This is a genomic window from Roseovarius sp. E0-M6 (assembly GCF_037083845.1).
Taxonomy (GTDB): domain Bacteria; phylum Pseudomonadota; class Alphaproteobacteria; order Rhodobacterales; family Rhodobacteraceae; genus Roseovarius.
This window is the reverse complement of sequence record NZ_JBAPLA010000001.1, coordinates 124,667-145,303: the sequence shown is the minus strand read 5'-3', so window position 1 is coordinate 145,303 and position 20,637 is coordinate 124,667. Positions and strand designations below refer to the sequence as shown.

General features: G+C 60.6%; 20 protein-coding genes. 11 read left to right on the top strand and 9 right to left on the bottom strand.

Annotated elements, in window-relative coordinates; translation table 11 throughout:
- Positions 1–58 precede the first annotated feature (58 nt).
- The 4 genes from V8359_RS00790 to V8359_RS00775 all read right to left on the bottom strand — a co-directional run bounded on the left by V8359_RS00790 (position 59) and on the right by V8359_RS00775 (position 4,801).
- The gene (locus tag V8359_RS00790) at positions 59–2,752 is read right to left on the bottom strand and encodes an ATP-binding protein (RefSeq protein ID WP_336426793.1); all 2,694 of its coding nucleotides are present in this window, start codon (positions 2,750–2,752) and stop codon (positions 59–61) included.
- Complete coding sequence (locus tag V8359_RS00785; protein ID WP_336426792.1) at positions 2,749–3,048, bottom strand: hypothetical protein; 300 nt, start codon at positions 3,046–3,048, stop codon at positions 2,749–2,751. The genes V8359_RS00790 and V8359_RS00785 overlap by 4 nt, the downstream gene beginning before the upstream one ends.
- Positions 3,045–3,413, bottom strand: coding sequence for a response regulator transcription factor (locus V8359_RS00780; RefSeq protein WP_336426791.1), 369 nt, complete (start codon positions 3,411–3,413; stop codon positions 3,045–3,047). The genes V8359_RS00785 and V8359_RS00780 overlap by 4 nt, the downstream gene beginning before the upstream one ends.
- 62 nt (positions 3,414–3,475) lie before the next feature.
- A complete protein-coding gene (locus V8359_RS00775; protein WP_336426790.1) occupies positions 3,476–4,801 on the bottom strand; it encodes a helix-turn-helix domain-containing protein in 1,326 nt (441 codons plus the stop codon).
- Positions 4,802–5,009: 208 nt separating this feature from the next.
- On the opposite strand from V8359_RS00775, the gene V8359_RS00770 reads away from it, so the two are divergent.
- From V8359_RS00770 to aat, 11 genes are all read left to right on the top strand, one after another.
- Positions 5,010–6,362 (top strand): substrate-binding protein, encoded by a 1,353-nt coding sequence (locus V8359_RS00770; RefSeq protein WP_336426789.1) that lies wholly within the window; start codon positions 5,010–5,012, stop codon positions 6,360–6,362.
- A 136-nt stretch (positions 6,363–6,498) separates the two neighbouring features.
- Positions 6,499–7,530, top strand: a complete 1,032-nt coding sequence (locus V8359_RS00765) for a branched-chain amino acid ABC transporter permease (RefSeq protein WP_336426788.1) — start codon at positions 6,499–6,501, stop codon at positions 7,528–7,530.
- Positions 7,531–7,533: 3 nt separating this feature from the next.
- Positions 7,534–8,745 (top strand): branched-chain amino acid ABC transporter permease, encoded by a 1,212-nt coding sequence (locus V8359_RS00760; protein WP_336426787.1) that lies wholly within the window; start codon positions 7,534–7,536, stop codon positions 8,743–8,745.
- Positions 8,746–8,757: 12 nt separating this feature from the next.
- The gene (locus V8359_RS00755; protein WP_336426786.1) at positions 8,758–9,513 is read left to right on the top strand and encodes an ABC transporter ATP-binding protein; all 756 of its coding nucleotides are present in this window, start codon (positions 8,758–8,760) and stop codon (positions 9,511–9,513) included.
- Between the two features lie 23 nt (positions 9,514–9,536).
- Complete coding sequence (locus V8359_RS00750; protein WP_336426785.1) at positions 9,537–10,292, top strand: ABC transporter ATP-binding protein; 756 nt, start codon at positions 9,537–9,539, stop codon at positions 10,290–10,292.
- A gap of 86 nt (positions 10,293–10,378) precedes the next feature.
- A complete protein-coding gene (gene acs / locus V8359_RS00745) occupies positions 10,379–12,331 on the top strand; it encodes an acetate--CoA ligase (protein WP_336426784.1) in 1,953 nt (650 codons plus the stop codon).
- 158 nt (positions 12,332–12,489) lie between these two features.
- Positions 12,490–13,434 carry a DMT family transporter gene (locus tag V8359_RS00740; RefSeq protein WP_336426783.1) on the top strand — a complete coding sequence of 315 codons (945 nt, stop codon included), beginning with the start codon at positions 12,490–12,492 and terminating at the stop codon, positions 13,432–13,434.
- Entirely contained in the window at positions 13,431–14,348 is a 918-nt protein-coding gene (locus tag V8359_RS00735) for a DMT family transporter (protein WP_336426782.1), read from the top strand. The genes V8359_RS00740 and V8359_RS00735 overlap by 4 nt, the downstream gene beginning before the upstream one ends.
- 392 nt (positions 14,349–14,740) lie before the next feature.
- Entirely contained in the window at positions 14,741–15,244 is a 504-nt protein-coding gene (accB, locus tag V8359_RS00730) for an acetyl-CoA carboxylase biotin carboxyl carrier protein (RefSeq protein ID WP_336426781.1), read from the top strand.
- A gap of 13 nt (positions 15,245–15,257) precedes the next feature.
- The gene (accC, locus tag V8359_RS00725) at positions 15,258–16,607 is read left to right on the top strand and encodes an acetyl-CoA carboxylase biotin carboxylase subunit (protein WP_336426780.1); all 1,350 of its coding nucleotides are present in this window, start codon (positions 15,258–15,260) and stop codon (positions 16,605–16,607) included.
- A gap of 35 nt (positions 16,608–16,642) precedes the next feature.
- Positions 16,643–17,290 carry a leucyl/phenylalanyl-tRNA--protein transferase gene (gene aat, locus V8359_RS00720; RefSeq protein ID WP_336426779.1) on the top strand — a complete coding sequence of 216 codons (648 nt, stop codon included), beginning with the start codon at positions 16,643–16,645 and terminating at the stop codon, positions 17,288–17,290.
- On the opposite strand, the gene V8359_RS00715 is transcribed toward aat, so the two are convergent.
- The 5 genes from V8359_RS00715 to V8359_RS00695 all read right to left on the bottom strand — a co-directional run bounded on the left by V8359_RS00715 (position 17,251) and on the right by V8359_RS00695 (position 20,615).
- Positions 17,251–17,622, bottom strand: a complete 372-nt coding sequence (locus V8359_RS00715; protein ID WP_336426778.1) for a DUF2155 domain-containing protein — start codon at positions 17,620–17,622, stop codon at positions 17,251–17,253. The genes aat and V8359_RS00715 overlap by 40 nt on opposite strands.
- Entirely contained in the window at positions 17,619–18,080 is a 462-nt protein-coding gene (gene mlaD / locus V8359_RS00710; RefSeq protein WP_336426777.1) for an outer membrane lipid asymmetry maintenance protein MlaD, read from the bottom strand. Before mlaD ends, V8359_RS00715 begins: the two co-directional genes overlap by 4 nt.
- 4 nt (positions 18,081–18,084) lie before the next feature.
- Positions 18,085–18,468 carry an NADH:ubiquinone oxidoreductase subunit NDUFA12 gene (locus V8359_RS00705; RefSeq protein ID WP_336426776.1) on the bottom strand — a complete coding sequence of 128 codons (384 nt, stop codon included), beginning with the start codon at positions 18,466–18,468 and terminating at the stop codon, positions 18,085–18,087.
- A 133-nt stretch (positions 18,469–18,601) separates the two neighbouring features.
- A complete protein-coding gene (gene clpX, locus V8359_RS00700; protein WP_336426775.1) occupies positions 18,602–19,870 on the bottom strand; it encodes an ATP-dependent Clp protease ATP-binding subunit ClpX in 1,269 nt (422 codons plus the stop codon).
- Between the two features lie 109 nt (positions 19,871–19,979).
- Positions 19,980–20,615 carry an ATP-dependent Clp protease proteolytic subunit gene (locus V8359_RS00695; protein ID WP_336426774.1) on the bottom strand — a complete coding sequence of 212 codons (636 nt, stop codon included), beginning with the start codon at positions 20,613–20,615 and terminating at the stop codon, positions 19,980–19,982.
- Between the last annotated feature and the right edge of the window lie 22 nt (positions 20,616–20,637).

Here is a 20,637-nt window from a genome sequence, read left to right as displayed (position 1 = left end):
TTTGACGAGCCTACCGCAACCGGGGTTACCAAAACCCTTACAGCCGTGAAATCCCGCCTCACTCTGGTGCGGAAGGTGTCATGCTTTCCCCAAGCGGGAGCCTCACGCGGAAGCCCGCACCGCCACGCCCCGGCAGATAGGTGATGTCGCCTCCGAGCCGCACCATGATCTCGCGGCAAATCGCCAGACCGAGACCGGCGCCCCCGGCCTTGGTTTCACCCACCCGCGAAAACTTTTCGAAAATGACGCTTTGGTGATCATCCGGCACCCCCGATCCGTTGTCCAGAAAGTCGATGGTCAATGCGTGATCCGTCTTTCGAACCTCGATCCTGAGTTCCGGGGCTTCCGCGTCGCAATATTTCCGCGCATTGGCGATAAGGTTGATGAAAACCTGCGCCAGCCTGTCCTGATCGGTGTTCAGCATGACGTCTTCCTCAGGTCGGTCACGCCGGATGATCATACCGGGCCCTGACCCACCCGTGACAGCAATCGCCCGATCCAGAAGGTCCGCAAGCGCGCCCTCACGGCGATGCAAGACCACCTCGCCGCTTTCCAGCACGCTGAGGTCCAGAAGATCATCCAGCAACCGGGTCAGTCGCAACGCCTCGTCATGAATGATGCCGGAATACTTCGCCTGCTCCTCGTCGCTGAGGCCAGCGGTGTCACGCATGATCTCGGAAAACGCGCGGATCGAAGTCATCGGGGTTCGAAGCTCATGGCTGATCTGCGATAGGAAGGCGTCTTTTTGCACCGAAATCTGAGTCAACTTGGTGTTCACAACCCTGAGCTGCCGGGCCGTATCGGCAAGCTCGGCCGATTTCGCCTCAAGTTGCGATGAATACTGCATGATCTGGGCTGTTTCATCCGCCACCGCCAAAAGATCCTCGACAGACACATTCGCCCCGCCGATGATCTGTGAAATCATCGCGTGCGCGGTCGCCGACCCGACCGAGCCCGACAGTTCCCGCTCAAGCAGTTCGATGAAATCCGTCGTCGGCTCCGGCAGGAACCCGGGCAGACCCTGAACCGTGGCGGCACGCGAAAAGAGCTTGCGGGCTTCTTCAGGGCCCATGATACGCTGCGCCATGATCAGCAGATCTTCGCTCTGCGCCATACCGGCGCTCCAGCCACCGGTGGTGCGTGAATGATCGAACACATTCACGAATTGCGCGCCCTGCAATCGCTCCTGCGGTGATGGAAAGCTGAGCAGCGATACCAGCACAAATGCCAGCAGATTGAACGACAGGCTCCAGAGCATTGCGTGCAACACGACATCGAGACCCTCGGCCCCGAACATGGCGTAAGGTCGCAACCAGCCTACCCCGAACAGGCCCGTATCGAACACCGATTGCGGCAACACGACGCCGGGCCCCAACCCCGGCAGGAACAGACAATAAAGCCAAAGCACAAAACCGGCGGCAAGCCCGGCCATCGCGCCGTTACGGGAGGCGCCCCGCCAGACAAGTCCGCCAACCAGCGCCGGAAGAAACTGAGCCACACCGACAAAGGCGATCAGGCCGATGGCCGCAAGCGCCGCGCCCCCGCCCGAGACGCGGAAGTAAAGATACCCCAGCAACACCACAGCCGCGATTGAAAACCGGCGGGCCAGAAGGGCCACGCTCCGCACGTCGCCCGACATCATCGCCGTTCCCCCCGTAAGCCGAAGCCAGACCGGCATCACGATATGGTTCGATACCATCGTCGACAGCGCGATCGCGGCCACGATCACCATCGACGTGGCCGAAGAGAAGCCTCCGAGAAAGCTGAAGATCGCCAACCCGTCCTGTCCCGCAGTCAGCGGTAGCGTCAGCACGAAAAGGTCTGGGTTCGAGCCCGGCGGCAAAAGATCAAGGCCCGTGACCGCGATCGGCACCACAAAAAGGCTCATGAGCATGAGATAAGCCGGAAACGCCCAGGATGCGGTGCGCAGGTGGCCTTCGTCCTGATTTTCCACGATCATCACCTGAAACATGCGCGGCAGACACAGGAACGCGGCCGCCGACAGCATTGTAAGCCCCACCCAACGTCCGCCGGAGACCTCCCACATCGCGATTTTCGAGGCGTCGATCCGCGCCATCACGTCGCCGGGCCCCTGCCCCAGTCCCCAGACCACGAACACGCCGACAGCAAGAAGGGCACACAACTTGACCACCGCTTCGAGCGCAATAGCCATGACGACGCCGTGATGGCGCTCGTTCACGTCGAGATTGCGGGTGCCGAAAAGCACAGTGAATACCGCAAGCCCCGCCGCGATCCAAAGCGCCGTTGTGGCCGTGTCGGGAGCAGCACCGCCCGCCGGGTCCATTTGCGCAAAGGCGTTGATCGACAGCGTCACCGATTGCAATTGCAGGGCGATATAAGGCGTGGTGCCGATGACCGCTATGATCGTCACGAACACCGCCAGCAGGTTGGACTTGCCATAGCGCGACGACATCATGTCGGCGATCGAGGTGATCCTTTGCGATCGTCCGATACGGACCATCTTGCGCAGAAGAGTCCACCAGCCGATCATCACGAGCGTCGGCCCAAGATAGATCGTCACGAATTCGAGGCCTGAACGCGCGGCAAAGCCCACGGCGCCGTAAAACGTCCATGCCGTGCAGTAGATCGACAAGGACAGCGTGTAGACCACCGGCGATCGCAGCCACCCACCGCGGCCAAGCCGGGCCGCGCGATCCGCGGCAAATGCCACCGAGAAAAGCAGCACCACATAGGCCAGCGCCACGACAAGAAGCAGGTTGAGAACGCTCATTCCTGCGGGTCTTCGTCAGCCGGACCTTGGGGCGAGGCATCGCTCGCGTCGGCCTCGTCCGCGTCGCCGCGCGCAAGGTCACGCGACAGAACGACCGACAGCACACTCAAGCCCGCCCAGACCGGAAAAAGATAGATCATCACCGAACTGGTCAACACAGCCGGGCCAGTCCAGATCACCGGCAACAAGAACAACGCGCCACCAAGGAAGGGAACGAAGGTTGCGGCATCCGCCATGCGACGGCGCCGGTAGGTGCGCCGCTCTGTATAAAAGGCGGTGTCGTGGTCCCCGTTCATTGCCCAAGCAACTCCCGCACAGCCTCGAGGACGGCGGCATTTGCAAAAGGCTTGGTCATATATCGGCTCGCTCCGGCGCGTTCTGCCATCTCGCGATCGCGCGCCTGCCCGCGTGCCGTCAGCATCAGAACAGGTATGTCGCCGATCTGGGCATCGTCGCGCAACTCTTCTAGAATTTCGTATCCGCTGCGCCCGGGCAGCATCACATCGAGTATAACCAAATCCGGGCTTTCGCGGCGGACGGCCTCGATCGCGTCGACGCCGTTGGAATGCGTCCGCACGTTCAGGCCGTCACGCTTGAGAACGAACCCTATAGCCTCGATGATGTTGGGCTCATCCTCGATGAGAAGGACCTTGGCGGCCATTCAATCGGCCTCCCCTCCGATCAGATACTGGTGATGCACTATCACCAAAGCGAACGGCCCTGTCAAAAGGCCTCTCGAAGGATCGACGGCTCGCGCCGGGCGGGGCACGCCGATCGTGAACAGACCCGGCAGGTGATACCGACCTCTTCGGCCGCCTCGGGCACGCTCTCGCTCGGTTGTCGTTCAGGAATGAGCAGCATATGCGCGCGGCGCGGAGCAGGGCTTCCATATGTGCTTGGCCCCGTCACCTCGCACACCGCATATGCGGTCATGGGCCGGGCGTCCCGCGTTGCCTGCATGACGGTTGCTTTCAACGGCGTGCTTGCCTGGCCCAGCGCATGGAACACTGGCCACAACGGGCAAGCACCGGTGCCGCGCGGGGTGGCAAAACCGGCGACGGCCCGGCGCCGGACAAGTGCCCCCGCCCCGTCACAAAGCACATAGCCGATCTCCCCCACCATATCCTGTGGCAATGCGGCAAGCCTTCGGCACACCATGACAGCATCCGCTTTAAGATGCGCAGCAATCGCCAACGGGTCCGGCCCGAGATCGGCCACGGCGCGCGCCATCGCATCAAGAGGCAGATCGCGCGCATCACGCCGATATTGGTTCAACCACTCAAGCGCCATCATGCGCGCCGCATCCGATCTCAACTCCTCGGCACCGTCAAGAATGCGTGCCACCGTACCGCCATCGCGGCGCTCAAGCGGGGGAAAATGATGGCCATGCACATCAAGAAACGCGTCAAGCTCCTCCTGCGGGCTGACCGCGCCAAGCGCCTCGCCCGGCGCGGCATCCAGATAGCTGACAAGCGCCTCGGCCCCTTCGGCAAGCCTGCGACTGTCCTGATGGATATTGCGATGGAAGCGATCGCGCCATTGTGGTTCGATCTCGGGTGTCTCGACAAGGATCGAGGCCGTGGAGCGGATGGCGGTCACCACGCTCAAAACTTCGTGAAGACGCCCGGCAAGGTCCGGGTCATGTGTCAGACGATCGGTCAGCGCGTCCACCGACTGTTCCAGCCGAGCGATCTCGGCCTGGCTCTGGATCAATCGTCCTGCCCACACCGGAAACCGCTCCGCGAACTCTTCAACGGTTTCCGCCTCATCGGCGCGCTCGGGCGCACGGGCGGCAATTTCTCGCAATCCACTCACGAGTGCCGCTGCGGGGCCTTGGGTAAGAACCGCGGGTTCCACGCCCAAAGCCTCGGCAAGACGCAGTAGAACGCTCCCGCCGATTCTACGCCGGTTGTGCTCGATCAGGTTAAGATAGGATGGTGAGATTTCCGCACGAACGGCCAGTTCCGCCTGCTTGATCCCCGCCAGAAGCCGCCGTTCGCGGATTCGCGTGCCGGCAAGACCGCTTGCCGCTACGTCATTTTTTGCCATGTTTCAAAAGCCCTAGCCGGGAATAAGAGAAGTTATTTACAGTTTACAACATCCAAATGTGGATTTCTTTACAAAATAATCGTTACCCCATAACTACTTGTTGAGTAATTTTCCTACCTCGTGTCATATTCTCTTTGCATTAAATTGCTGCTTGGGCGCTTCATGGAGGAGTGCAGCTCCCAAGCTTTCAACTCACTGGGAGGACTACATGTCACAATCCAATTTCACGCGTCGTGGCCTGCTCAAGACCGGCACCATCGCCGGTGTTGGTCTCGCGATGCCGACCATCTTCACGGCATCTTCGGCCCACGCCTTCACCAATGAACCCACTGGCAGCACTGTCACGCTGGGCTTCAACGTGCCCCAAACGGGCGCTTATGCAGATGAAGGCGCGGATGAGCTGCGTGCCTACAAGCTCGCGGTCGAACACCTCAATGGTGGTGGTGACGGCGGCATGATGAACACGTTCTCGTCCAAGGCTCTTCAGGGCAACGGTATTCTGGGCAAGAAGGTCGAATACGTCACCGGCGACACACAGACCAAGTCGGACGCCGCGCGCGCCTCGGCCAAGTCGATGATCGAAAAAGACGGCGCCATCATGATCACCGGCGGCTCGTCCTCGGGCGTGGCCGTGGCCGTTCAGGCCCTCTGCCAAGAGGCCGGTGTCATCTTCATGGCGGGTCTCACCCACTCGAACGACACGACCGGCAAGGACCGCAAGGCCAATGGCTTCCGCCACTTCTTCAACTCCTACATGTCGGGCGCGGCGCTCGCGCCGGTTCTGGCGGCCAACTACGGCACCGACCGCAAGGCGTATCACCTGACCGCGGACTACAACTGGGGCTACACAACCGAAGAAGCCGTGCGCGCCTCGACCGAGGCGATGGGCTGGGAGACGGTCAACGCGGTCAAGACACCGCTGACGGCGACAGACTTCTCTGCCTACATCACACCCGTCCTGCAGTCGGGTGCGGATACGCTCGTGCTCAACCACTACGGCGGCAACATGGTCAACTCGCTGACCAACGCCGTGCAGTTCGGCCTGCGCGACAAGCAAGTCAACGGCAAGGACTTCCAGATCGTCGTCCCGCTCTACTCGCGCCTAATGGCACGCGGTGCCGGCGAGAACGTCAAGGGCATCTTCGGCTCGACCAACTGGCACTGGTCGCTCAGCGATGAGGGCTCCAAGACCTTCGTCAAATCCTTCGGTGAGAAATACGGCTTCCCGCCGAGCCAGGCCGCGCACACCACCTATGTGCAGACCCTGCTTTATGCGGATGCGGTCGAACGTGCCGGCTCCTTCGCGCCCTGCGCCGTGGCCGAAGCTCTCGAAGGTTACGAATTCGACGGGCTTGGCAACGGCAAGACGCTTTATCGCGCCGAAGATCACCAGTGCTTCAAGGACGTGCTGGTCGTGAAAGGGAAAGAGAACCCGACTTCGGAGTTCGACCTTCTCGAAGTGGTCGAAGTCACCCCGGTGGAACAGGTCATGTATCCCCCCGATCACCCGCAAATGGGTGGCGCGGACGCAAGCCTCGGCACCTGCAATAACGGCGCATAAGCGCCGCCCGGCCGCCCCCTCACCGGGGCGGCCTACCCCTGACACAGGTCATACGCGGCAACGTGGCGCGACACGACCCAAGCATCCCGCGACAACGATGTCTCGGGCCAAAACCTGACATGGTGGGACGGACGACATGGACGCAATCATCCTGCAAATTCTGAACGGACTGGACAAAGGTTCGGCCTATGCGCTGATCGCCCTTGGCCTGACCCTCATTTTCGGCACCCTTGGCGTGGTCAACTTCGCGCATGGGGCGCTTTTCATGATCGGTGCATTCTGCTCCGTCACCCTCAGCCGCATCCTCACGCTCAGTCGGACCGTCATAGATGAGACACAGACCGACTTTCTCGGCAATCCGCTCAAAGTTCAGGTGCCTTACCTGCACGATTGGCTGGGCAAGGAAACGGGCGACGCGATCATAGATTGGGCGGTCCCCCTGTCGATACTTTTCGCCATTCCCGTCATGATCGGGATTGGTGTGCTGATGGAACGCGGCCTGATCAAGCACTTCTACAAGCGCCCCCATGCCGATCAGATTCTCGTGACCTTCGGCCTTGCGATCGTGTTGCAAGAGATCATCAAGTATTTCTACGGCGCCAACCCGATCCCGACACCTGCGCCCGACGCCTTCCGGGGGTCGTTCGATTTCGGCGCGATGCTGGGTTTTGACATCAACACGATCATCTATCCCTACTGGCGCCTTGTCTATTTCGCCTTCGCGGTGCTGATCATCGGAGCCGTCTTCGCCTTCCTGCAATTCACCACTTTCGGCATGGTGGTGCGCGCCGGCATGGCCGACCGCGAGACGGTGCAACTTCTGGGCATCAATATCGACAAGCGGTTCACCATTATGTTCGGCATCGCCGCCGCGGTGGCCGGGCTCGCCGGGGTTATGTACACGCCCATCAACTCACCAAACTATCACATGGGCATGGACTTTCTGGTCCTCAGCTTCGTGGTGGTCGTGGTGGGCGGCATGGGATCGCTGCCCGGTGCGGTTCTGGCCGGGTTCCTGCTTGGCATCCTCGAAAGTTTCGCATCCATGTCGATCGTTCTCGAGACCCTGCCGGGCCTGAACCAGATCATCATCTATCTCGTGGCAATCATCATTCTGCTCACACGTCCGCGTGGCCTCATGGGTCGCAAGGGCGTGATGGAGGACTAACCCATGCTCGGACTTTCAAAGAAAGATTTCACCCTTCTCGCACTGGTGGCGGTGATAACGATCCTCGCACCGTTCATCCTGAACCCTTTCCCCGAAGGCTCCGGCATGGCACAGTTCAACGCGGGCTATCCCGACCTGATGCAGCGGTTCGTGATCTTCGGCATCTTCGCCATCGGTTTCAACATCCTCTTCGGGCTTACCGGATACCTCTCCTTCGGCCATGCAGCCTTCCTCGGGGTGGGTTCATACGCCGCGATCTGGATGATGAAACTGCTGACGATGAACGTTCTGCCCGCAATGATCATGGCGATCGTGGTGGCCGGCATTTTCTCTCTCCTCGTGGGCTGGATTTCACTGCGCAGATCGGGCATCTACTTTTCGATCCTGACACTGGCCTTCGCCCAGATGTCCTATGCGCTGGCCTATTCGGTTCTGACGCCGATCACCGGCGGCGAAACCGGGCTTCAACCCAAATACTCAGATCCGCGTATCCTCGACGGGGCGATTCCCACAGGGACCACGCCGCAGGCCAACCTCTTCGGCCTAGACATGGGCGCAAGCTATGAGATGTCGGCGGGCAGCTGGCTCTTCACCTTCAACGCGGGATATTACATCGCCGCGCTGATCATGCTGCTTAGCTTCTACCTCTCGATCCGCATCTTCCGGTCGCCTTTCGGGATGATGCTCCGGGCGGTCAAATCGAACCAGCAGCGGATGAATTATACCGGCCTCAACACCCGGCCCTATACGCTGGCGGCGTTCGTGATTTCGGGCATGTATGCGGGGCTTGCCGGTGGGCTTCTCGTCGCGATGGACACACAGGTCGGTCCCGAGCGGATGTTCTGGACGGCCTCCGGCGAGGTTGTTCTGATGACCATCCTTGGCGGTGCCGGATCACTTATCGGGCCGGTTCTGGGCGCTGGTATGATCCGCTACATGGAAAACATCGTCTCCAAGATCAACAGCGAAATCCTGCACCAGTGGGTCTACTGGATGCCTGACGGACTTGAGGACGTGGTCGTCGCAATCATCTACCCCTTTGTCGGCAAAGGCTGGCACCTGACGCTTGGCCTTATGTTCATGCTGGTGGTGATCTTCCTGCCGGGCGGCCTTGTCGAGGGGGGGCAACGCATCGGTGGTATGTTCCGCCGTCGTGACAAGAACGCTGGCGACGCCGAAGGCGACGCCGCCAAAAAACGCAACCCCGCCGAATAAGGAGACCGACAGATGGGAATTCTCGAAGTCAAGAACGTGAACAAACGCTTCGGCGGGCTACAGGCCCTGGGTGACGTGAACCTCAGCATCGAAGAAAACTCGGTCCATGCAATTATCGGACCGAACGGCGCGGGCAAATCCACCTTGCTCAACTGCCTCATCGGAAAGCTTATCCCCGACACCGGAAGCGTCATGTTCGACGGTCAATCGGTGCTGGGGCGCAAACCCTATGAGATTTGCCAGATGGGAATCTCCCGCGTGTTTCAAACGCCCGAGATATTTGCCGACCTGAGTGTGCTGGAAAACATGATGATCCCGATCTTCGCCAAGCGTGACGGGGCCTTCCGCATGCACGCGATCGAAATGACCGGAAGCGAGCGCGAGATCATCGAACAGGCCGAGCATATCCTCGAAAGCCTCAACATGGCAGACAAGCGCCACATGCACTCCGCCTCCATGAGCCGGGGTGACAAGCGACGCCTCGAAATCGGGATGTGCCTGTCGCAAAACCCCCGCCTTCTGCTTCTCGATGAGCCGACAGCAGGCATGGCGCGGGCGGACACCAACAACACGATCGACCTGCTCAAGCAGATCCGGGACGAGCGCGACATCACCATCGCGGTGATCGAGCATGACATGCACGTGGTCTTCTCTTTGGCGGAACGGATCACCGTTCTGGCGCAGGGCAGTCCGCTGGTCGAGGATACGCCGGAAAAAATCAAGGGCCACCCCAAGGTGCGCGAAGCCTATCTTGGCGAAACCGCTTGAGCGCGGCATGAGGGATGAATGACATGAACGCGAAAACCGACTATTCCAAGAACCGCAACATGGCCTCGACGGCACCTGCCTTCCTTTCGGTCTGGGGGCTTCAGTCCTATTACGGCGAAAGCTATATCGTTCAGGACATCAGCTTTAACGTCCACGAAGGTGAGATCCTCGCACTTCTGGGCCGCAATGGCGCCGGCAAGACCACCACGCTGCGCTCTATCGCACGCATGGACAATCCGCAGGTCTTGCATGGAGAAATCTGGCTGGACCATCAGCCGCTTCACAACATGAGATCGCATGAGGCCTCGATCGCGGGGATCGGCCTCGTGCCCGAAGATCGGTCCATCATCCCCGGCCTCACCGTCGAGGAAAATCTGCAACTGGCCCAGATCGCCCCCCCGGTGGGCTGGTCAATCGAGCGTCTTTACGACCTGTTCCCCCGGCTTGCCGAACGGCGCAGGCAGGAAGGCGTGACTCTATCTGGCGGCGAACAGCAGATGCTTGCCGTGGCCCGCGCGCTTGCCCGTGACATCAAGGTTCTGCTTCTGGACGAACCTTATGAAGGGCTCGCACCCGTGATCGTGGATGAAATCGAAAAGACCCTGTCGATCATCAAGGATCAGGGTATCACCACCGTGCTGGTTGAACAGAACGCGGTGCGTGCGCTCAACCTCGCGGATCGTGCGATCATTCTCGATACCGGGGGCATCGTATTTGACGGTAGTGCCGCCGAAGTGCTCGAGAACGAAGAGCTTCGCTCCGAATACCTTGCGATCTGAGGCGCCGATGAAGGGCGGGTTGCAAGCCCGCCTTTCCCGCGCCAGTATCGCTTCCCATAGCGTCACCCAGAGACAAAGGGGACACAATGTCCGATAAAACCTACCCGCCCTCCGACGATTTCGCAGCAAACGCGCATGTCGATGCCGCGACCTACGACAAGATGTATGCGGCATCCATCAGCGACCCCGATACCTTCTGGTCCGAGCACGCCCAGCGCATCGATTGGACCAAACCCTTCACCAAGGTGAAAGACGTCAACTTTGATCTCGGCAACGTGTCGATCAAATGGTTCGAGGATGGAAAGCTCAACGTCGCGGCAAACTGTGTTGATCGCCACCTCAAGGATCGCGGAACGCAAACCGCGATCATCTGGGAACCCGATGACCCCGATGCCGACGCCCTGCACATCACCTATAACGAGTTGGCCGAACAGGTCGGCACAATGGCCAATGTCCTCAAGGCGCTTGGCGTGGGCCGTGGCGACCGGGTCGTCATCTACATGCCGATGATCCCCGAGGCCGCCTATGCCATGCTGGCCTGCGCCCGTATTGGCGCCATTCATTCTGTCGTTTTCGCGGGCTTCTCGCCCGATGCGCTCTCCGCGCGGGTAAACGGCTGTGACGCCAAGCTGGTGATCACGGCTGATCATGCTCCGCGCGGCGGTCGCAGTACCAAGCTCAAGGACAACGTAAACCAAGCGCTGCTGCATGACACCGACGACGTCAAATGCCTCGTGGTTCAGCGCACCGGCGATCAGGTGGCCTGGCGTCCAGACTTGGATTTCTGGTGGCATGAAGAGGCCGAGAACGTCAGCGCAGATTGCCCGCCCGAAGACATGAACGCCGAAGATCCGCTCTTCATCCTTTACACATCGGGCTCAACCGGCCAACCCAAGGGCGTGGTCCACAGCTCAGGCGGCTATCTTGCCTGGGCCGCGATGACCCACGAGATCACCTTCGATTATCATCAAGGCGACGTTTATTGGTGCACCGCGGATGTGGGCTGGGTCACGGGCCACAGCTATATCGTCTACGGGCCGCTGGCCAATGGAGCCACGACGCTCATGTTCGAGGGTGTGCCGACCTACCCGGACGCTTCGCGCTTTTGGCAGGTCTGTGAGAAGCACAAGGTCAACCAGTTCTATACCGCCCCTACCGCGATCCGCGCCCTGATGGGACAGGGCGACGACTACGTCACCAAATGCGATCTGTCCTCGCTCAAGGTGCTGGGCACCGTGGGCGAGCCGATCAACCCGGAGGCTTGGAACTGGTATAACGAGGTGGTGGGCAAAGGCACCTGCCCCATCGTCGACACCTGGTGGCAGACCGAGACCGGTGGTCACATGATGACCCCGCTGCCCGGCGCCCATGCGACCAAGCCGGGCGCGGCAATGAAGCCGTTCTTCGGCGTTCAGCCGGTCGTGCTCGATCCGCAATCGGGCAAGGAAATCGACGAAAGCCCGACCGAAGGCGTGCTTTGCATCAAGGACAGCTGGCCTGGCCAGATGCGCACGATATGGGGCGATCATCAAAGGTTCGAGAAGACCTATTTCTCGGACTACAAAGGCTACTATTTTGCTGGCGACGGGTGTCGCCGTGACGCCGATGGCGATTATTGGATCACCGGGCGCGTGGATGACGTGATCAACGTCTCCGGGCACCGGATGGGCACCGCCGAAGTCGAAAGCGCGCTGGTGGCTCATCCCAAGGTCTCAGAGGCCGCGGTCGTCGGCTACCCCCACGAGATCAAGGGCCAAGGCATCTACTGCTATGTCACGCTCATGGGCGGCGAGACCTACAGCGACGAGCTCAAGACAGAATTGCGCAACTGGGTGCGTCAGGAAATCGGCCCCATAGCCAGCCCCGATCTCATCCAATGGGCCCCCGGCCTTCCCAAAACGCGCTCGGGCAAGATCATGCGCCGCATCCTGCGCAAGATCGCCGAAAATGACTACGGCAGCCTTGGCGACACCTCGACCTTGGCAGATCCGTCCGTGGTCGAAGATCTGATCGAAAACCGGATGAATCGCGGACAGTAAAAGCGCTATAATTCAAAGCATTACCCCGCATTCCTTAGGTGTGCGGGGTTTTTTGCGACTCGGCTGTCGGAAACCAGCAAGACATGGTCGCTTTGGCGCTCCATTCAAGGCGCATGACGGCCATCACACACAGCACAGGTCTTCGATTCAGCGAAGGAATGACATGCCTCATCGTCGGTATGTTCTTCTTTGTGGGTCAAGACGCCATGATGAAATGGCTGTTGGGCGATTATTCGGTTTGGATGCTGATCGGTGCGCGCGCCTTGGTCAGCGTGTCGATTCTCTTGCCGCTCATCGCCTTTCTTGGCGGTCCGCACCGCCTGCTTACACCGCTCTGGCCCTTGCACCTGATCCGCGCGACCTTGTTCGCCTTGGGATTCAGCCTGTTCTACACCGCCTTTCCCTTCATGGGGCTGGCCGAAGTCACCACGATCTTCTTTTCCGCGCCGCTCATAACCGCTATCTTCGCCGCGCTGTTTTTGCGTGAAAGCATCGGTTTCTTGCGCGGGGCCGCATTGATCATCGGCTTTGTGGGCGTATTGATCGCGATGAAGCCGGGCGGAGATACGTTCACATGGGTGGCGACCCTGCCACTTTTCTGTGCGGTCTCCTACGCGGCCAGCCAAATTGTCGCGCGCAAGATCGGTGATCGGGAAAGCACTCTGACTGTGGGGCTCTATACGCTTGCTCCATCGGCACCGATCGTGGCGCTTGTGGGCTGGGGGCTAAATCAACTGGTCGATATCGAACCCGAATTTTCGCATCTGCGCTTTGCCTTTCCCATGCCCGATGCCGAAGGTGCGATCTGGCTGATCGGCATCGGCGTGACCGGGATGATCGGTTACCTTCTCAATTCCCGCGCCTATCAGGTGGCCCCGGCAAGTCTCATGGCGCCGTTCGATTATTCCTATCTTCCCATCGCCGCGGTGCTGGGCTTCGTGCTTTGGGGCGAGGTGCCGCCATGGAACACGCTGGCGGGGATGACCCTCATCGTCGGCAGCGGCGTGTTCATCGGCTACCGCGAGATCGTGACCGCCCGACGCGCCAAAGCGGTGCATATCGCGCCCACCGCACCATTCGTCACAGACAGCCCCCATACATGAGCACCCATGCCGACATATCCATCGCACCTGAGGCCGGGCGCGGCCGTGGTATGGCGCTTGTGTTCATGGCCGGTGTACTCTGGTCCACCGTGGGGCTCGGCATCCGTATGATCGAAGACGGCGCGGCGTGGCAAATCCTGCTCGTCCGGTCGGTGGGGCTGTGCGTGCTTCTTTATGTTGTCATTCGCCTGCGCACCGGGCGCGACCCGTTCGGGCTTGCCCGTGCGACAGGGTGGTCGGGCCTGTTGGGTGGCCTTTCGCTTGTCGGGGCCTACGGCGGCGGCATCTATGCGATTCAGACGACTTCCGTCGCCAACGCGATGCTGCTGTTTGCCAGCGCACCGTTCATGGCCGCAGTTTTGGGGCAAATCTTTCTGGCCGAACGTGTGCGCCCGCACACTTGGATCGCCATCGGGGTGGCAATGCTTGGCATTGCGATGATGGTGCGCGACCAAACCGCCGCCGCCTCGCTTACGGGCAACCTTGCCGCGCTTGGTGCGGCTGTCGGATTTGCGGTGTTCACCGTGATCATCCGCAAGGGGCGCATGGGCGACATGCTGCCGCTGGTGTTCATCTCGGGCCTTGCTGGCATCGTGCTCATGGTGGCTGTTTGCCTTGCTCTCGGACTGCCCTTGGTCATGGCCGCGCGGGACACCGGCATCGCGCTGACGATGGGTGTCTTTCAGGTAGGCGCAGGGCTTGTGCTTTATACGATCGGATCAAAATCCGTACCCGCTGCGGAATTGACGCTTCTGTCGCTGGCCGAGGTCGTGCTCGGGCCTGTGTGGGTCTGGCTCGCCCTAGGTGAGCAAGTTTCCCGTAACACGCTGATAGGCGGCGCGGTTCTTCTGGCCGCGATCGCCGGAAACGCAATGCTGGGGGCTCGGCGCAAACGCCCACCGCCACATGTCTGACCCAAGGCAATATCCGCACGTCCCACCCTCTGAAATCGATCAGACTCGTTATCGGTATTCACGTCGGTAGTCACGTCGGTATCACGTCGGTGCGCGCAGCCCCGACATCATGCGCGCGACCCGCCCCCTATCTCACGACGTTTCAGGCGGCCAAATTGGCCGAACCGGTGGCGAAACTTTCGGGTATGGCCTTCTGATGCTGACGCAAGGGCAGTTTTTTACCTAAACCTCTCGCAATTTCCCCCCGATTACCCCATTTTGAACCTCACAACCCCGCTTTCATCGGCCCCGCGCTTGGCCTATAAGCGGCAAATAAGCTGCATATAGGCGGCAGAAAACAAAAGGCAGGGTCCGGGGACGAGACAGGGCCGCTGCATTGGTCGAGGAACCTGATGGCACAGAACAAGCACGAAGACGATGTCGCCTTCATCAAGGCGCTGGCGGAGCTCCTGAACGAAAACGACCTGACCGAACTTCAGGTCAAACGCGACTATGGCGAGGATGACAGCCTCAACGTGCGTGTCAGCCGCCGCCAGGAGATCGTGAACCACGTCTCCGCCGCTCCCGCAGCAGCACCGCACGCTGCCCCGTCGGCACCACAGCCAACGGGAGGCACCACTCCCTCCGCCCCGACCGAGGTTGCCGAGGATCCGGCAAGCCATCCGGGTGCCGTCACGTCACCGATGGTGGGCACAATCTACATGCAGGCCGAGCCGGGCGCGCCCAGCTTCGTCAAGGTGGGCGACAAGGTCAGCGAAGGAGACACCCTCCTTATCGTCGAGGCGATGAAGACGATGAACCACATCCCCGCCCCGCGTGCCGGTACCGTCAACCGTATCCTTGTCGAGGATGGCGCGGCGGTCGAATATGGCGCGCCCCTGATGATCATCGAATAAGGCCCGCCGCGTCATGTTTGACAAGATCCTTGTGGCCAACCGGGGCGAGATCGCCCTCCGAGTCATCCGCGCCGCCCGCGAGATGGGCATCAGATCCGTCGCCGTACACTCCACCGCCGACACCGACGCGATGCATGTGCGCATGGCCGATGAATCCGTCTGTATCGGCCCCCCGCCGAGCACCGACAGCTATTTGTCGATACCGTCAATCATCGCGGCCTGCGAGGTGACGGGCGCACAGGCGATCCATCCCGGCTATGGCTTTCTAAGCGAGAATGCCAATTTCGTGCAGATTGTCGAAGACCACGATCTCACGTTTATCGGCCCCACCGCCGAGCATATCCGCGTTATGGGCGACAAGATCGCCGCCAAGGAGACCATGAAAGAACTTGGCGTGCCCTGCGTGCCCGGTTCGGAAGGTGGTATCACCGACGTGGCCGCCGCCAAGGCGCTGTGTGACGAGATCGGCTATCCGGTGATCGTCAAGGCCACTGCGGGTGGCGGCGGGCGCGGCATGAAAGTGGCGCAATCGGCCTCCGAGATCGAGCGCGCCTTCCTGACCGCGCGCTCCGAGGCCAAGGCGGCATTCGGCAATGACGAAGTCTATATCGAGAAATACCTCACCACGCCGCGTCATATCGAAATACAGGTCTTCGGTGACGGCAAAGGCCGCGCTGTTCATCTGGGCGAGCGTGACTGCTCGCTTCAGCGGCGTCACCAAAAGGTTTTCGAAGAGGCCCCCGGCCCCTGCATCACCGAAGAAGAGCGTGCGCGCATCGGCAAGGTCTGTGCCGACGCGGTGGCGCGGATCAACTATGCTGGCGCGGGCACGGTCGAATTTCTGTATGAAAAAGGTGAGTTCTATTTCATCGAGATGAACACCCGCCTACAGGTTGAGCATCCGGTGACCGAAGCCATCTTTGGTGTCGATCTCGTTCAGGAGCAGATTCGCGTGGCCGAGGGACTTCCCATGTCGTTCACGCAAGAAGACCTAAGCATCAACGGGCACGCGATCGAAGTTCGCATCAATGCCGAGAAGGTGCCGGAGTTTTCACCTCGCCCCGGGCGCATCACTCAGTTTCACGCCCCCGGCGGGCTTGGTGTGCGCATGGATTCGGCACTCTATGACGGCTATTCGATTCCACCTTATTACGACAGCCTGATCGCCAAGCTGATCGTGCATGGCCCGAACCGCAAGGCGGCGCTCGCCCGTCTACACCGGGCACTGGGCGAGTTGATCGTTGATGGCGTGGATACCACCGTGCCGCTCTTCCATGCGCTGCTTCAGGAAGAAGCCGTGCTTGAGGGGGATTATAACATTCACTGGCTGGAACAATGGTTGGAGACCAACCCGCTATCGTGAGCGCGCGTGTCGTTCGCGTGCAGGGGTAGGCCTGAATGTCCGGCCTGCCCGACCTGACCCCCGGCCTTGTGCTCAGGGCCTATGCGGCTGGTATCTTTCCGATGGCCGAAGGCCGCGACGATCCCGAGCTTTTCTGGGTCGATCCCGAAATGCGCGGGATCATCCCCCTCAATGGCTTTCACGTGTCGCGGAGCCTTGCCCGGCGGGTGCGGCGCGGGGCCTATCGCGCCGCCCTCAACAGCGATTTCGCGGGCGTGATGGATGCCTGCGCGGATCGCGAAAACACATGGATCAACGCGACGATCCGGGCGCTTTACCTTGATTTGCATCGCGCCGGTCACGCCCACAGCCTTGAAATATACGAGGGTGGCGTGCTTTGCGGTGGCGTTTATGGAGTGAGTCTCGGAGCCGCATTTTTCGGCGAGTCGATGTTCTCACTCAGGACCGACGGGTCAAAGCGCGCCTTGCTGCACCTTGTCGATCACTTGGGACGCTGTGGATTTCGCCTCTTCGACACGCAGTTTTTGACCGATCATCTCGCGTCATTGGGCGCGGTGGAGATAAGCCGCGCGGCATATCACCTCGCGCTGGCGGATGCGCTGGCCCATGATGCGGATATCACCGCCCTACCGCTGGACCCTGATCACGCGTTGGTGTTGCAGCGCATGACCCAAACGTCGTAGCGCGGATGATCCAGCGCGTTCAGAGCGGGCGCCGAGGCCACCATCCAGCCCGAGAAACGAGGCTCGGCACGGCCGTCTTCCTGGATCGTGAGAAAGGCATAGGCATCGCCCGCCGGATCGCCTACCGGATAGCGGCATTCGCCCAGATTGATCGTGAGCCGCCCGAACCGGGCTGAACTGGCGTTGCGCATTTTGATATCGCGGACAGAGCCATTGACCTTGTCCAGCGCGCGCAATGTCGCGCCTGCGCCGGTCTCGACCTCTTCTTGCGCCGCCAGCGGGCCCGCAACAGCAAGCCCGGCACAGAGCACAAGCGACATCAGTCGTTTCATCCGTCGCTCTCCGATGACCCATCACCCGAGACGAACTTCATCAAAAGCGAGATCAGGCTGACCGACCCTTGGGTGAACTCGACCGTGTCGCCCGGTTCGAAAGCGAAGGGCGATCCGCCCGGCAGAAGCTCGACGAAATTGCCGCCCAAAAGACCTTCGGACGCGACGGCGACGGCGCTGTCATCCGGAAGCTCGATATCGTTCTGAACGGTGAAGGTCGCACTTGCGCGGAAGGTCTGTGGATCAAGATCGAGACCGGTCACACGCCCCACCTTGACGCCCGCCATGCGCACATCCGTTCCGATGCTCACCCCGTCCGCAGACCGGAAACTGGCATGCAGTTCATAGCCTTCGGGTGCGCGGCTCAGGCCGGTAAGCTGTCCTGCATAGACAAGAAAGCCGATGGCCACCGCAAGGACGACACCGCCGACCGCGACTTCGGTCTTGTTTTCCGACATTGTGTTACTCCGGGCTCCAAGCCTCGTAATCCGACCGTTTGGCAGGTTCGGCCCGCCGGATCGACCCGGCCGGCGCATACGCCAGCGCGGTGCCTGTCAGATTTTCCTGATGTGGTTTTTCCCACGCCTTGCGCGGCAGCGGGCGGTCAGTCGGCGGTTCCCGATAGGTGTGATGCAGCCAGCCATGCCAATCAGGGCTCACCCGGCTCGCCTCGGCCTCGCCGTTGAACATGACCCACCGTCGGGTATCGTCAGCGTTGCGATAAAAGATATTGCCCTCGTTATCCTCGCCCACCTTGACGCCCTTGCGCCAAGTATAGAACTGGGTATTGAGCGTGCCGCCGTGCCACCATGTGGCCGCGCGCAATAGCGACTTGAGAATGCCCATCGGGTCCTCCGGATTTGATTGCCCCAGATATGGCGCATTGGTGGCCAAAGGTCCAGTGGCTGAGGCAGCGCGGCGGCGCTCTTTGCCGGGTGTCGCCGCCCGAACCGGTCCGAGAGGCAAGGCCAATGCGGGCTTAGCCCGCGCTGGCGCTCGCCTCTTCCTTCTTGGCATCGGCATAGATCATCAGGGGGGCCGCTTCTGACGTCACGGCCTCCTCATTCACGACAACCTCTTCCACGCTTTCCATGCCCGGCAGTTCGAACATCGTATCAAGCAGGATATCTTCGAGGATCGACCGCAGACCCCGAGCGCCGGTTTTGCGCGCGATCGCGCGCTTGGCAATGGCCTTGAGGGCGTCGTCGGTGAAGTTGAGTTCCGCACTCTCAAGTTCGAAGAGGCGCTGATACTGTTTGACAAGCGCGTTCTTGGGCTCGGTCAGAATGGTGACAAGCGCGTCCTCATCAAGGTCTTCGAGCGTCGCGATCACCGGCAAACGACCCACGAATTCGGGGATAAGACCGAACTTCAAAAGGTCCTCAGGTTCCAGATCGCGGAAGATTTCGCCTACGCCGCGTTCGTCATCGCCCCGCACATCGGCGCCAAAGCCCATCGCGCTCCCCTTGCCGCGCTGTGCAATGATCTTGTCGAGCCCGGCAAAGGCACCACCGCAAATGAAGAGGATGTTCGTGGTGTCCACCTGCAGGAATTCCTGCTGTGGATGCTTGCGCCCGCCCTGCGGCGGCACCGCGGCCACGGTCCCTTCCATCAGTTTCAGAAGCGCCTGCTGCACGCCCTCGCCCGACACGTCGCGGGTGATCGAGGGGTTTTCCGACTTGCGGGTGATCTTGTCGACCTCGTCGATATAGACGATGCCGCGCTGCGCGCGTTCGACATTATACTCCGAGGATTGGAGAAGCTTGAGAATGATATTCTCGACATCCTCGCCCACATACCCGGCCTCGGTCAGCGTGGTCGCATCGGCCATGGTGAAGGGCACATCGAGGATTCGCGCCAACGTCTGCGCCAGAAGCGTCTTGCCGCAGCCGGTAGGCCCGATGAGCAGGATATTCGACTTCTGAAGCTCGATGTCGCTTTTGCCCGCGTGATTGAGCCGCTTGTAGTGGTTGTGCACCGCGACCGACAGCACACGCTTGGCCATCGCCTGCCCAATCACATAGTCATCGAGCACATCGCAGATTTCCCGCGGGCTTGGCACGCCTTCGCCGGATTTGAGGCCAGCCGTGCGCGTTTCCTCGCGGATGATGTCCATGCACAGCTCGACGCATTCGTCGCAGATGAACACCGTCGGGCCCGCGATAAGCTTTCGCACCTCATGCTGGCTCTTTCCGCAAAAGCTGCAATAGAGGGTGTTCTTGCTGTCATTGCCTGAGCTTTGGGACATTTCTTACCTTTCGGTCTCTCACCTTTTGGGGCGCGGGTCGGTGTCATGTCGTGGCAGCTTAGGACAGGTGCCTTGCCGCCACAATCCGAAAATCCGCACCCGCACGCTCCTATGACTTGTCGTCGCCTTCCGGCTTCTCGCGGCTTTCTACGATGTCGTCGATGAGGCCCCATTCCTTGGCTTCCTCTGGGGACATGAAATTGTCGCGCTCAAGCGCCTCCTCGACTTTCTTGAGGCCTTGACCCGTGTGCTTCACGTAAATTTCATTGAGCCGCCGCTTGAGCTTGAGCGTTTCTTCGGCGTGAATCATGATATCCGTCGCCTGACCCTGATAGCCGCCGGAGGGCTGGTGGACCATGATCCGGCTGTTGGGAAGCGAATAGCGCATGCCGGACTGACCGGCCGTAAGAAGGAGCGATCCCATCGAGGCCGCCTGCCCAATCACCAGCGTCGAAACGGCGGGCCGGATATACTGCATCGTGTCGTAAATCGACAGGCCGGACGTCACGACGCCGCCGGGGCTGTTGATATACATGCTGATCTCTTTCGAGGGATTCTCGGCCTCGAGATGGAGAAGCTGCGCCACGATGAGCGAGGACATGCCATCATGAACCGGGCCGTTGAGAAAGATGATCCGCTCCTTGAGCAGGCGCGAGAAAATATCATAGGCGCGTTCACCCCGGCTGGTCTGTTCGACCACCATGGGCACGAGTGTGTTCATATACGTCTCAAAAGGATCTTTCATATTCGCCTGCCTGCTGATGTTG